Raw genomic sequence first — 13,102 nt, 5'->3', positions numbered from 1 at the left:
CGCCCCGCCGAGGAGCTGACGCGACCCGTGACGCCCCCGGCCGCTCCCGTCCACGTGGGCATGCCCCGTCGTAGGTCGCCGGCGGGAACGGTGCGGTCGCCCGCCCGGCCCGGGACCGTCCCTCGATGCCGCGGACCGCGCCACGGCCCACCTCGACCCGTCCGAGCCACTCCCCGCCCGACAGGAAGGTCGTCATGTCACCGAACTCCGCGCTCTCGAGCCTCGTGCCCACCGCCCCGGCGGACGTCGGTCTGGGTACGGAGCACCTGGACGCGGCGCGTTCGGTGCTCGACTCCGTCTTCGCCGACCGCTGGCCACGTCTGGTCTTCGTCAGCGGCTCGCTCGCCGCAGGGCTGGGCCATGCGTGGTCGGACGTCGACGTGTACGTCGTCGACGACACCGGAGACATCGAGAGCCGCGCGTACCGGCGAGGTCCGCACACGGTGCAGATCAACCTGATGACTCCCGCCGCGGCAGCCGCGGCGGTGAGCACCTGCACGGCCTTCGTCGCCCGGTCCGACGACCGGACGCAGCTCGAGCAGACCGAGGACGCCGTGCGTGTCGCGGTGCGCCTCGCGATCGCCGAGATCCTCCACGACGCCGACGGCGTGGTGCCCCCCGTCCACCAGCGCCGGACGGCGGCCCGCCGACTCCTGCTGGGCCGGCACGCCCTCATGGTCGGTTCGTACTCCGAGGACGTCCTGGGAGCGCTCACCTCACGGGACCCGTGGACGGCGCTGCGCTCCTCGGAGCTTGCGCTGGAGCACGGCATCGAAGCGCACCTGACGGCGCACGACGACCTCTACGTCGGACCGAAGTTCCTGTACCGCCGCCTGGCGCGCACGGCGGGGGTCGGCGCGGGCGTGACGGCGGCGTGGGACCTGCTCGCGCGCGGCGGCGTGCCCACCTCTCCGGGGGACGTCACGCACGTCGCCGTCCGGCGTCTGCGGACCGCGACGCTGCTCATGGCGGACGCGATCCTCACCGGGTTCGACGAGCCGTCGTCGTCGACGCTCGACGGCACGACGACCGACGTGGAGCCGGGCACGCTCGTCACCAGCCCCTGGTTCTGCCCCATCCGCTTCTCCAACGGGTGGGGTCTGGCGGGACCTGATCGCGGCTTCCGTGTCTCCGGCCCCGTCGTCCGTATCTGGTCGGCCTTCGACGGATCGTCCACGGACGCCGTCCTCGCCCGCCTCGGCGCCGAGGACGAGGCGTTCGCGGCGATGCCCCAGGCCGACTTCCACGCTGCGGTCGAGCACCTGCGTTCCATCCAGGCGCTCACCGTGGACCCCTGGTCGCTGCTCGAGGAGAGGAGGTGATGGTGATGGACCTCGAGATCCAGGTCGACGACGAGATGGCGATGGAGAAGTGCTGACCTGAGCCCGCGGCGTGCCCGGGGCCGAGCCGAGGCTCCCCCGGGCACGCTCGCGGGAGCGTCGCGGAGGCGTCATCGACCGCCTTCGCGACGTCACGCCGTCAGGCGCCGTGCGTCAGCTCTCGACCGGATACCGCTGCCTGCAGGACGTCCGAGAGCCGAGCCCCCAGCGAGCGGGCGTCGGCGAACTCCACCTCGACCCGCGGGACGTCCCCGGCGAGACGCGCGAGCGTGCTCGCGGCCTCGTGCGCGACGTCGGTGACGGATCGGGTCCGCAGCCCGAGCCAGTCCGGGTAGGCGTCGTCGTCCGGGGTGAAGGCCTGCTCGAGCAGGAGGTCGACGGTCCGCCCCAGGCCGGCTCGCCGCGCTGCCACACCGATCGCGCGACCGTCACGCCTCGGCATCAGGAGCCCCGCGACGGGGCCCCCCGCCGCGGCCCCGCAGCCCATCGTGGCGACGAGCTCCGCGGTGGTCAGCTCGACCTTGGGCCCGTCGCGCGCCGGGATCATCTCGGCGAGGTCCGCGTCGGTGAGACCGGTCACGGGGTCCCACCCGGTCTGCGGGTACACCGGCTGCGTCGTGGGGCGCAGCCACGGCCTGAGCCGCGCCGAGTCGTGGCAGGTCCCGAGCCCGATCCGTGTCGTCATGGGCCACGCCGCGACCACGTACCCGCCGTCCCGCGCGGAGACGTGGACCCGGTCGTTCGCGACGAAGTCCGCCCCGGCGTGCTCGAGCATCGCGCACACGGTCGTGGTCTTGCCGGCGCCCTTCGCGCCCGGGATGACCCAGACCCGCCCGTCGAGGCGCACCGCTCCGGCGTGGATGGTCACCTCGCCGCGGTCCTCACCCTGGCGGCGCAGCACCTCGCGGACGAGGCGCGCGGCCTCGAACCTGGCGTCGGAGAGGTCCGGCGTCACGTAGCGCACGCGTCGGCGGGCGAGGTCGACGGCACAGACGCCTGGGCCGTCGACATAGGCGAGCGCGACGCGCGCGGGGCCGAGATCCGTGCGCCGCACGCGACGACCCTCGTAGGTCGAGGCGGTCGTCGCCGGGAGTCCGGCGAGGAGCCCGCGGAGCCGCCCGTGCAGCTCGTGGTCCACGACGCAGACGACGCCCGTCGCCGCCCGGCTCACGCCCTCCTCGAACGTGCACGCGGGAGCCAGGTACGACACCGGCCAGTCGACGACGCGGTCGTCGTTGCTCGACAGACCGACCGTCAGCTCGCCACGACGTGCCGTGAGCTCGCGGCGAGCCACGTCGTCCACCTGGCGGAGCAGCTCGAGCGTCGGCGGCACCAAGGTCTCACGCATAGACGACCCGCCCGGACGCCTCCACGGGCGTCACCTCCCCGATGCGCCACGCCGCCAGACCGTGGCCGTGGAGCGCCTGGACGACCCCCGCCACGTCGGAGGACGTCACGACGACGACGTAGCCGATGCCCATGTTGACGCTCCGGCGCAGCTCCGGGAGGGCGCAGCCGAGGTCCTGCAGCCGCGACACCCAGTCCGGCACGGGCCATCCTGCGGTGTCGATCCGGACACCGAGGTGCGCGGGCAAGCCGCGCACGACGTTCTCGGTGAGGCCGCCGTCACAGATGTTGGCCAGGGCCCCGACCACGCCCTGCTCGCACAGGTCGGCGACGGCGGTGCTGTAGATCGTCGTGGGCGCCAGGAAGTCGTCCGGCACGGCGGCGCCGGCTCGCGCGTGCGCGTGCCTGATGAGCGAGAAGCCGCTCGCGTGCGGTCCCGCCGAGCCGACGCCGACGAGGGCGTCTCCCGGCCGGCACCGGTGCCCCGTGACGAGCCGGTCGCGGGTCGTGATCCCGAACGCGAACCCGGCGAGGTCGATCTCCGAGGGCGACTGGATCCCGGGGTGCTCCGCGGTCTCTCCTCCGAGGAGGATGCAGCGCGCGTCCAGGCACGCCGTGACCATGCCCTCCAGCAGGTCCTGCGCCCACTCGAGCCCGAGCGCCCCGCACGACAGGTAGTCGAGGAAGGCCAGGGGCCGCGCACCCAGTGCGGCGACGTCGTTGACGTTGTTCGCGACGAGGTCGCGGCCCAGGTCGCGCATGCGGCCCCGCATGAGGCTGCGTTTGGTGCCGACCCCGTCGGTCGTGGCCACGATCACACGGTCCCCGATGCTCACGGCCGCCGCGAAGGGCGGCGCCTCGACCACGCGCTGCTCGGTGTCGGTCGAGGCCAGCATGGGCATGACCCTGGCGAGCAGCTCGTCCGCACGTGAGCGGCTGACGCCGGCTCCCTCGAGCGTGAGCTCGGCGGTGTCGGGCGTCATCGCGCGACCACGCTCCCCCGCTCGAGCGCCACCAGCTGCTCGGGCGTCAGCGTCACGGACCCCGCTGAGACGTTCTCGAGGATGTGCGCGGGATTCCGCGAACCGGCGATGACACCCGTCACCCCGGGCTGGGCGAGCAGCCAGGCCAGGCTCGCCTGCGCGGCCGTCAGCCCCAGCTCAGCCGCTCCGGCCTCGACCCGGGACACGGCGAGGCCGACCTCGGCGGTGACGTCGTCGGCGAAGAACCGGTGGAAGTTTTCCTCCACGAAGAAGTCGTCCATGCCGTATCCCCCGGAGCGCCAGTCCGTGTACCCCCCGCGGTGGCCCCCGAGGAGCCCGTAGGCCAGCGGTCCGTAGCAGATCACGCCCGTGCGCAGCTCCGCGCACCGCGGGAGCGCCCAGTCGAGCTCCGAGCGGTGCAGCAGCGAGCCCTGGATCTGGAGCGAGTCGACGTGCCCGATCCGCGCGCAGGCGTCGAGGTCCTCACCGGTGACGTTCGAGAGGCCGACCCACCGGGCGAGGCCACGGTCGACGAGGCCGAGCATGGCCGTCCACGTCTCCTCGATGGGCACCTCGTGGTCGCGCCAGTGGACCTGGTAGAGGTCGAGGACGTCGCGCCTCAGCCGGCGCAGGCTCCCCTCGGCGGCACGCACCACCTCGGCGGCCCGTACACCGGTGCCGTCCGGCCGCGGACCGACCTTCGTGAAGACGCGCACGTCCGGGTACGGCGCGACGGCGCGCCCGACGATCTCCTCCGACCGCCCCTGGGCGTACACCTCCGCCGTGTCGATCCAGTCGGCGCCTGCGTCGAAGCCGGTCTGCAGCGCCGAGACCACCTCGCGGTCGCTCGAGTTCGGCCCCCACGTGCGACCACCCCCGGCCTGCCAGCCGCCGAGCCCGACCGGCGAGATCGTCGGCCCGTGTGCTCCGAGTGTTCTCACGATGTACCTCCTGGCTAGAGAAGCAGCGGGACCGGGAGCGCGCCCGAACGCTCCCACGAGTCGACGGGCGCGAACGCGAGTCCCTGGGAGCCGACGTAGTCGATGTGCGACTGGTAGACGTCCCGATGGTCGTCGAGGTGGGCCCGCAGGGCGCGTGACCACTCCGCAGCGGTGGCCGCGCTGACCGGGTCCACCAGCGCGCGTTGCACGAGCCGGCGACCCCATCCGTTGAGGCGGCACTGATGCTCGCCTCCGTACGTACCGCGGAACTTGAACGCGACGGGGAACCGGTAGATGAGCTCGAGCGACTGCGCCTCCAGGAGCAGCCGGTCCAGGTGCTCCGCCGACGGCTCCTCGAGCCCGGCGTGCACGTGCAGGCGCCCGACGGCCGTCTCGGACGCGAAGTACACGCGCCCGGTCATCAGCCCTGTCTCGCGGACGAGGTCGTCCCACACGCTCATCAGGCACAGGAGCGCGAAGAGGTCGGGGGCCTGGGTGCGCAGGTTGCCGGCCTGGAGCCACGCCTCGAACGCCGTCGTCACACCACCGACGCCCACGCCCTGCGGGACGCGCAGACGCGTCGTGCGATCCCACATCACGAGGTAGGGAGGGACGGCGACGCGGGGCTCGACCGGCGCGACGACACCCAGCCCCTCGAACTCGGTCGGTGTGCCGTCCCGCAGGAGCGGGAGGCACGCGGCGCGCAGGTACGGAGGTTGGCTGTGCAGGCCGATCGTCGCGGACGGCGCAGTGCCGTGCTCCTTCTCGGAGCCGGGATCGTCCGGGGACGTCGCCGCCTCGTCGGACATCGCGGCGCACGCACGCAGCAACGCGGACAGGTCACCCGTGCCCTCCGACGAGCGGGCGCCGACGATCACCTCCAGCGAGCACTCGTGCAGGACCCGGACCTCGTCGAGCTGGTGGGCCTGCGCCGTGCTCCCCGTCTCGACGCAGTCCACGACGGCGTCGGCCAGGCTGGGCGCGAACGCCTCGGCCGAGCCGTAGACGTGCAGGATCGTGAGGTCGTCGACCAAGGGCCGCAGGTACTCCTCGGCGATCCGGGGGAACTCCGTGGCGACGCACAACCGGTCGACGGTCCCGCCGGCCAGGTCCAGACCGGCACCGGCGGGCTCGAGGAGGCTCACGCGCGCCGAGTAGCCGGAGACCGTCGCCACCGCGCGGCAACCTGCCCCCGTCTCCCGGGTCAGCTCGGACGGTGCGACTCCTGCCGTGAGTCGTCCCGACGCCACCAGCGGGGGGATGTCGCGCGCCTTGAGCAGCAGGACGTCGCACCCGGCAGCCCGGAACCGCAGCGGCGAGGAGTCGTCGCCGCTGACGCCGAGGTTCGCCATGAGCCGTCGGCTGAGGGCCTCGAAGCGCCCCTTCGGCAGACCGATCCTCATCGTCGTGACCCATCTTCTCGAAGTAGCAGGTCCAGGCCTCGTCCGGGTCGACGTGCACTGAGCCCGAGCGATGTTCCGTCCGGGACGACCGCGGTCACGCGGAGGCCGCCGGACTCGTGCGCGGCCCGGCGGGCACCGGCACCCACGCGGGGTGCGCCAGCGTCATGCGTCGCACCTCCTCGGCGAGGTCCGTGCGCAGAGCCAGCGGATGGTCCGTGCCGACGTCGACGCGGATCCCGGCGTCGAGCCACCGTTCGACGGGGACGTCACGTACCGGGCGCCCGGACCGTCGCACGAAGGCGGTGGGGCAGACCTCCACCGTCGCGTGCACGTCGGCCAGCCGGGCGTCCCACTCGACGCGGTCGACCAGGGGCGACCCGTGACCGATGCGACGGACACCGGCTGCCAGGAGAGGACCGAGATCGTCCGCGTCGTCGTACCAGCCGAGGTGGGCCGCGGCCTCCAGCCCACGATCGGTCGCCTCGCGCACGAGCCCGAGGAGCCCACGCGTCAGCGGCGCGGGTACCGGCCGCGAGCCCGAGTCCGTCACGTCGTACGACCGCGAGACGTCGATCCCCCGGAACGCGACCGCCGCGCCGGCGAGAGCCGTCTCGACGTTCTCCCGCAGCTCGCGTTCCCCGGACTCGCGCTTGAGCGTCGCGTACACGTCGAGCCGGACGCCGTGATCCCGCGCTGCCTCGTCCGCTGCGCGGCGGAGCACAGCGAGCTGGGCGTCGCGGTCCACACCACGCGACGCCCAGCGGCTGGGGTTGTACCGGAGACGGACCCGGTCGGCGCCACTCCGAGCCGACTCGGTGAACAGGTCCGTCAGCAGCGACTGGAGCACCTGCTCACCGGCGTCGCTGCCCGTCCGCTCGCGCTGGAGCCGGAGGGACGCCTCGAGATGTACGTGTGCGTCGTCGGTCACAACTCGTTGGCGCGGATGGACACCGCGACCTTCGAGCTGTCGCCCACCGCTTCCTGGATCGCCTTGGCGAGCTTCGCGTTGAAGCCCGAGCAGAGGTCGATCTTGTTCGCACCCTCGAACGCGAGCCGCTTCGCGACCGCGATCGCCTGCTCGAGGTTGGGTCCGTCCTCGTCACCGCTCACCGGGCAGACCGTCATCTTGCCGTCGGGCGTGGTGAGGGTCGTGAGGTGGAGCACGGGGTGGATCGTGCTCGAGCACCTGAAGATGAAGGCGTGGTGCCACCAGTACTTCTCGGCGTCCGGCGTGCCGAACTTGTCGTTGTTGATGTGCTCGACGATCGGATCACCCATGGAGTCGCACCTTTGCATTGTGGGGAAAGTGCATGAGAAAATCGTGAGAAGAGCGCTGCTTCCGCGGACCAGGGACAAAGATCGCCCAGGTCGGATTTCGCCCGATTTGGAAGCACCCCGAACCTAGAACCGCCGCCCTCGACGAGTCAACCCTTCTGCGACAGTTTGAGTGATTTCGATGACACCAGTCGCAGCGCCATAGCAAACGACGTTCGTGGCGCGCAAGGGTCAGGAGCGGACCGCTCCGTCGCGGTCATGAGGAGAAGGCACCGCGGCCGGTCGTCCGGCCCCGTCGGTCCATGGCGTGGTAGGTGAACGCGGCGACCAGCGCCCACCCCGCCGCCACGGCCATCTCGGCGAGCAGGTAGGCACCCCATGGCTGCCCGTCCATCGCGGCCCGGCTCCCGGCGATCGCGTGGTGGAGCGGCAGCACGCCGCCCAGGGCGTCCAGGACGCCGTGGCGGCCGGTCGGGATGAGTGCCCCCGAGAAGACCACGATGAGCGCGGTCATCGTGTTGTAGGTGAGCGCGTCGTACCGGGTGCCGATCGCCGGAGCGATGACGAACAGCCCGACCGCGCCGCCGCTCACGCACGCTGCGACCAGCAGCGGGACGCCCGGTGCCATCGCGACGAGGATGTCCAGGCGACCGGTGACCGCGCCGACCACGACACCCGCCACCACCGCGGCGACCGCACCGGCACCGACCACGGGCAGGCTCCGCACCACGAACGTCAGGTACGGCGGGCGACCCGCACGCGAGAGCTGCGGATACGTGCCCTCCATCCGGTCACGCATCGGGACGTCGGAGATCATGGACACGGTGTAGTAGGTGCTCGCGAGGAACACCGCGCCGACGAAGGAGTAGTCGCCGCCCGCCCGTCCGCCCGCCACGACGCCGAGGAGCGTGAACAGCAGGCACTCCGCCACGATGCGGAACTGGCTCGTCACCACCACCGGGCGCCAGGGGTTCTCACGCATGAACAAGAGCCATCCCACCTGCAGCGTGGCTCCGAGCCAGTCCCCAGCGGGTGCACGCCGCGCACCTGCCGGGCCGGCGGCCCCCGCGACGGGGTCCGCGACTGCCGAGCGCCGGTCAGAAGAGGTCAAGGGTCGCCTCCCTCCGCGCGCGGTCGACCATCGTCGTGAGCAGCCTCCAGCCGAGGACCGCGTACACCGTGGTCGTGACGGCGGCCCCGCCCAACGCCCACCAGGCCACGGGCCCCGTCGCCGCCGAGGCAAGGAAGTCCTGCAGCCACGACAGGCTGATGGTCCGGGAGAGCCACCTCGCCGGCGGCACGAGGAACGTCAGGGGCAGGATCGTGCCGCCCAGCAGCATCACGGGCGTGCTGATGGCGTTCGAGAGCGCGACGCCGTACCGCGTCACCACGAGCAGGGAGCCGACGAGCTGCGCGGCCGCAGTGCCCGAGACCACCGTGGCCGCGAAACCGAGCAGGAGGGCAGCCGGGTGCTCCACCTCGGGGCGGAGGCCGAGGACCAGGCTTCCTGCGGCGAGGCTCGCGAGGACCACGACGAGGTTGAGGGCGGTCGCACCGGCGACCTTTCCGAGCAGCACCCAGCGCGCGTCCTGCACCGCGGTCACCGAGCGGTAGAACGTCCCGCTCCAGCGCTCGCGGCGCAGGATCCCGACACCGCCCCAGACGCACGCGGCCCAGAACGTGGCCAAGGTCACCCCGGAGAGCACGGCCGTCACGTCGGCGCCGGCGAGGCGCTCCTCGCGCGGGACGACCACGATCGCGAGGAACATGAGCGGGTTCAGCACGCCAGCGGCGAACGTCATCGGGTGGACCAGGTTCTGCCGGACCTGCATCGCAGCCGACGCGACGACGGCGTCCGGCGCCGACGGCCTCCTCGGCACGAGCCGCTGCGCTCCATCGCCGAGATCGGGGCCGCTCACCCAGTGACCTCGCTCATCGCCGCGAACGCCTCGTCCAGGCTCGCCTCCCGCACCGTCATGTCCACGAGCTCAGCGCGGCCCAGTGCCGCACCCAGCGCGGTGAGCACGAACGGGTCCCAGCGCTCGACGAGCGCGGTCAGCACCGTCTCCCGGCCGTCGGGGGACGGCTCCCCGGATGCAGCCTTGACCCCGGGCACCGCCGAGACGGCGTCGACGAGCGACGTCGGCAGGTCGCCCGCCACCGTCATGCGCACCGTCGCCGCGTAGCCCACCGACTCGGCGAACTCGCGCACCCCCATGTCATGGGTGAGGCGTCCCGCGCTCACCATGAGGACGCGCTCCGCGAGCCGCTCGACGTCCACGAGGTAGTGGCTCGTGAGGAGGATCGTGACGCCGTCCACCCGCAGCGCGGCGATCTGCTCGCGCAGGCGGGCAGCCTCGTTGGGATCGAGACCGACCGTCGGCTCGTCGAGCAGCAGGACGCGCGGCTCGGCGATGAGGCCCGCCGCGATGTGCAGACGCTGCTTCATGCCCTTCGAGTACGTCTCGACCCGGCGGTCCGCCGCCTCGCTCAACCCGACCTCACGCAGGAGCGCGCGGACCCGGGACCGCCGCTCCTGCCGGCGGACACCGGCGAGCATCCCGCAGTACGCGAGGTTCTCCGCGCCCGTGAGCATCGAGTAGAGCCCGCGGTCACCGCCGAGCACGACGGACACCAGCCCGCGCGCCTCGGCGGTGCGGGCGACGACGTCGTGCCCGTGCACGAGCGCCCTGCCGGACGTCGGCAGAAGCAGTGTCGACAGGATCTTGGCGAGCGTCGTCTTGCCCGCACCGTTGACTCCCAGCACGGCGACGCACTGGCCCGCGGGCACCGAGAACGACACGTGGTCGAGCGCACGCACCGTCCCGCCCGCGACCGTGAAGTCACGTGTCAGATCGACGACCTCAATGGCCGGTATCGCCTGATCCGGATTTTCGCCCTGCACGCTGCCCCCTTTTTCAGCTCCGCCCGCCCTGACTTCCCGGGCGGCTATTCTCCGGCCGGTCGTCGCGACGCGGTCACAATGGCTTGAGACGTCCGGGATCGGGCCGGAGAATGGTCCGTGCACCACCATAGAGGCCGCGATACCGGTATGTGCGTGATTCTTTCTCGACCTCCCGCACGGCTGCCAGGACGTCGAGAACGGTCGCGGACCACAGGTAGCGCGCCGGCGCCTCGGCAGCATCCGCACCAGTCGTCGTGCCTCTCAGCTCGAACATCGCGGCGTCGGAGGCGACGTCGGCCACCCCGTGCAGCACCGACAGCTCGTCGACGACGAGTCCTCGACCGCGCGGGACGACGAGCCGCTCCGTCGTCGGCGACAGTCGGCAGAACGCCGTAGCCGCCGTCAGGTTCTCCCCCCGCACCGCGCTCGACGTCGACTCCTCGCCGACCGGCGACGCGCGGAGCCCGGTGCGGAACACGCCACCGGACACGAGCTCCACCACTCGTCCGGGGATGCCGAGGTCGTCGAACGCGTGCCCGTTCGGGTGGTCGCTGCTCTGGTCGTCGACGATCGCCAGACCCAGCTCGCCGACACGGGTCCCGGGCGCGACCCCGGCGTCCTCGAGCGTCGCGAGGACAGGGACCACCCACGAGAGCAACCGCGCCGCCGCGCGGGGGGCGAGGAGCACCCACTCGACCGCCTCCCCCGGGTCCGCGGACGTCGACCCCCCGGACCTGGCCGGCTCGGCGCCGCCGGCGGTGCGCCTGCGCCGGGCGTCATCGAGCGCGTCGCGCAGGGCCGAGACGTCGACCTCGGCGAGCGACCTCGTCACGGTCGCGGTCTGCGCACCGGCTGCGGCCCCCGACGTCACCACGAGATGCGTCTGGACCTCCCGCGTGGCGTACGACGCGCCGCCCTGCGCCGACAGGGTGCGGCGCACGTGGCGCGACGTCTCGCCCACCGTGACGCGCACGTCGTCGTCGGCGAGCTCGCGTGCGAGCGCGTCAAGGCGCTCGAGCTCGCTGGGCGCGTCGGTGACCGAGACGAAACCGGGGGCCGCCACCGTCGGCGAGGGCGGCGGAGCGGGCAGGTCGCACACCGTCCGCGCACGTCGGGCATCGCCGAGCACCTCCCGGAGCGCTCCGAGGTCCAGGCCGTCCGTCGAAGCGGCCCCCGCCCGTCCCTCGGCGTGGCTCACGACGTCGACGCTCGCCGTGACGAGCTCCTGGGTCGAGAGCGCCCCCGCCCCTGTCCGCACCACGACACGCATGGCCACGACGCGCGCGAACGCCTCGATCACCTCGCCGAGCCGGGCGTCGGCGACGAGGCCGTCGAGCGCGTCGAGGGCGGGGGGCCAGGCGAGGGGTCCGTCAGGCATCTGCGTCACCCACCACCGAGAGCGCTCCCAACCGCAGGGTCGGGGCGCTGTAGGACACGGGGACCCAGTGGCCGCCCCGACCGCACATCCCGCGGTCCACGGAGACGTCCGACGCGAGCGCCTCGACGTGCTCGAGCGCGGCCACGGAACCACGCAGGAAGTGCGTCCGCAGCGGCGGACCGAGCACGCCCCGGTCGATGAGCCGCGCGCGCTCGACACGAAGACTGAAGTCTCCGGCCCGCGGGTCCGCCGACGCGTAGTCCACCTCGTCGACGTAGATCCCGGTACGGACGGACGCCGTCACCTCATCCGCGTCGTCGGCACCGGGCGCCAGGATCGTGTGGCGCATCCGCGGACGGGCTCCCGACAGGCCCGGACGCCGGGCGTTGCCACCGCGGTGCGCGCCGCTCAGGGAGCGTTCGCGCGACACCGTCAGCGTGTCGACGACCGCGCCCTCCGCGACCAGGACCACAGGCCCTGTGGACGTCCCCTCGTCGTCGTACCGGGCGGGAACCCATGCCTGCGGAGAGCGCGCGTCCTCCACCACCGTGAGCTTCGGGTCGAGACGGCGACCGCCGGCCCGGCGCAGCACGTGGCCGGCGCTCGCCCGGGTCCCCTCGAGCGCGTGCCCGATCGCCTCGTGGACCAGGTAGCCCGCGGCTCGCCCGGACAGCACCACGTCGGTGCGGGTCGTCGGCACCGCCACCGCGTGGGCGAGGTCCGAACGTCGCGCGACCGCCGCAGCCCCGAGGCTCTCCGCGGTCCCGACGTCGGGGAGCCCGTCTCCGCTCCAGGACTCGACACCGCTCACGCCGCCGCCGTGGACCGTGACGCGGACCCGGCAGAACGGCGTGGTCACCGTCCTGAAGACGCGGCCCTGGATCGACCACGCGAGTGCCCGGCGCACGCCCACGAGCGTCGTGACGCGGAGCTCACCGTCGCGCCGTCCGTCCGCGCCCCTCCCGACGGCAGCCATCACGGCTGCGGTCCCCGCGACCCACGCCTCGACGACCTCGGGAACGACCGGCGGTTCCAGGTCCTGCGCGGCAGCCGCTGCCCGCACATCGGTCAGGCCCGGACCGGACGGGAGCAACCCCAGGAGCAGGTCGCACGTCAGCGGTCCGGTGCTGGTCCGCTCAGCCGTCCGCACTGCGTCGACGACCGTGCACAGGGCACCCCCCGACCGCCTGACGCGCACGCGGGAACCTCGCCCCTCGACCGTGCCCTCGACCACGACGGTCGACTCGCCGTACAGGTCGAGCCCTCGCTCGTCTGCGGTCACCTCGGACACCCTGCCAGATCTCACCCGGCCCCGGGGTCGAAGCGGACCTGTGAATCGGCTGCTCCGTCGTGCCGATGTCCCGTGTCGTGGGCGGCGACTCCGCACACGGCGTGCACGCAGCCGGCCACCGTCGACGCGGACGCACAGCAGGCCGACGCGGCTCGGCAGGGCCGGCGGCGCAGCAGCTCGGCGAGGCCCCGGCCACGCAGCGACCCGCAGGAGGGTGCGCCGCGCGAGCGAGGGGCGCC

Annotated in this window: 13 protein-coding genes; 2 read left to right on the top strand and 11 right to left on the bottom strand. The window is 73.0% G+C overall.

Annotation, left to right across the window (positions count from 1 at the left end):
* Window positions 1-194: 194 nt before the first annotated feature.
* Complete coding sequence (locus OMK64_RS13405) at window positions 195-1,322, top strand: hypothetical protein (protein WP_272728880.1); 1,128 nt, start codon at window positions 195-197, stop codon at window positions 1,320-1,322.
* 157 nt (window positions 1,323-1,479) lie between these two features.
* Here OMK64_RS13405 and OMK64_RS13400 read toward each other — a convergent pair whose 3' ends face one another.
* The 9 genes from OMK64_RS13400 to OMK64_RS13360 form a co-directional block, all read right to left on the bottom strand.
* Complete coding sequence (locus OMK64_RS13400) at window positions 1,480-2,688, bottom strand: phosphoenolpyruvate carboxykinase (ATP) (RefSeq protein ID WP_272728879.1); 1,209 nt, start codon at window positions 2,686-2,688, stop codon at window positions 1,480-1,482.
* Window positions 2,681-3,670: a phosphoribosylformylglycinamidine cyclo-ligase gene (purM, locus tag OMK64_RS13395; protein WP_272728878.1), complete on the bottom strand. Its 990-nt coding sequence runs from the start codon at window positions 3,668-3,670 to the stop codon at window positions 2,681-2,683. The genes OMK64_RS13400 and purM overlap by 8 nt, the downstream gene beginning before the upstream one ends.
* Window positions 3,667-4,611 (bottom strand): aldo/keto reductase, encoded by a 945-nt coding sequence (locus OMK64_RS13390; RefSeq protein ID WP_272728877.1) that lies wholly within the window; start codon window positions 4,609-4,611, stop codon window positions 3,667-3,669. The genes purM and OMK64_RS13390 overlap by 4 nt, the downstream gene beginning before the upstream one ends.
* 14 nt (window positions 4,612-4,625) lie before the next feature.
* Window positions 4,626-6,014, bottom strand: coding sequence for an ATP phosphoribosyltransferase (hisG, locus tag OMK64_RS13385; RefSeq protein WP_272728876.1), 1,389 nt, complete (start codon window positions 6,012-6,014; stop codon window positions 4,626-4,628).
* Between the two features lie 94 nt (window positions 6,015-6,108).
* Complete coding sequence (locus OMK64_RS13380) at window positions 6,109-6,942, bottom strand: amidohydrolase family protein (protein ID WP_272728875.1); 834 nt, start codon at window positions 6,940-6,942, stop codon at window positions 6,109-6,111.
* A complete protein-coding gene (locus tag OMK64_RS13375) occupies window positions 6,939-7,292 on the bottom strand; it encodes a DUF6506 family protein (protein WP_272728874.1) in 354 nt (117 codons plus the stop codon). Before OMK64_RS13375 ends, OMK64_RS13380 begins: the two co-directional genes overlap by 4 nt.
* Before the next feature lie 253 nt (window positions 7,293-7,545).
* The gene (locus tag OMK64_RS13370; RefSeq protein WP_272728873.1) at window positions 7,546-8,271 is read right to left on the bottom strand and encodes a hypothetical protein; all 726 of its coding nucleotides are present in this window, start codon (window positions 8,269-8,271) and stop codon (window positions 7,546-7,548) included.
* A gap of 115 nt (window positions 8,272-8,386) precedes the next feature.
* On the bottom strand, window positions 8,387-9,208 hold the full coding sequence (locus OMK64_RS13365) for an ABC transporter permease (protein WP_272728872.1): 822 nt from the start codon (window positions 9,206-9,208) through the stop codon (window positions 8,387-8,389).
* On the bottom strand, window positions 9,205-10,092 hold the full coding sequence (locus OMK64_RS13360) for an ABC transporter ATP-binding protein (protein WP_272728871.1): 888 nt from the start codon (window positions 10,090-10,092) through the stop codon (window positions 9,205-9,207). Before OMK64_RS13360 ends, OMK64_RS13365 begins: the two co-directional genes overlap by 4 nt.
* Here OMK64_RS13360 and OMK64_RS21100 point away from each other — a divergent pair, their 5' ends adjacent.
* Window positions 10,093-10,281 carry a hypothetical protein gene (locus tag OMK64_RS21100; RefSeq protein WP_272728870.1) on the top strand — a complete coding sequence of 63 codons (189 nt, stop codon included), beginning with the start codon at window positions 10,093-10,095 and terminating at the stop codon, window positions 10,279-10,281.
* Here OMK64_RS21100 and OMK64_RS13350 read toward each other — a convergent pair.
* Together OMK64_RS13350 and OMK64_RS13345 are read right to left on the bottom strand one after the other, a co-directional pair.
* Window positions 10,268-11,572, bottom strand: coding sequence for a metallopeptidase TldD-related protein (locus OMK64_RS13350; RefSeq protein ID WP_272728869.1), 1,305 nt, complete (start codon window positions 11,570-11,572; stop codon window positions 10,268-10,270). The two genes, OMK64_RS21100 and OMK64_RS13350, sit on opposite strands and share 14 nt — an antisense overlap.
* Window positions 11,565-12,854 (bottom strand): TldD/PmbA family protein, encoded by a 1,290-nt coding sequence (locus OMK64_RS13345; RefSeq protein WP_272728868.1) that lies wholly within the window; start codon window positions 12,852-12,854, stop codon window positions 11,565-11,567. Before OMK64_RS13345 ends, OMK64_RS13350 begins: the two co-directional genes overlap by 8 nt.
* Window positions 12,855-13,102 lie beyond the last annotated feature (248 nt).

The sequence above is a fragment of the Cellulomonas fimi genome (genome assembly GCF_028527925.1).
Classification (GTDB): Bacteria; Actinomycetota; Actinomycetes; order Actinomycetales; family Cellulomonadaceae; genus Cellulomonas; species Cellulomonas fimi_C.
This window is presented reverse-complemented; position numbering and strand designations above follow the sequence as displayed.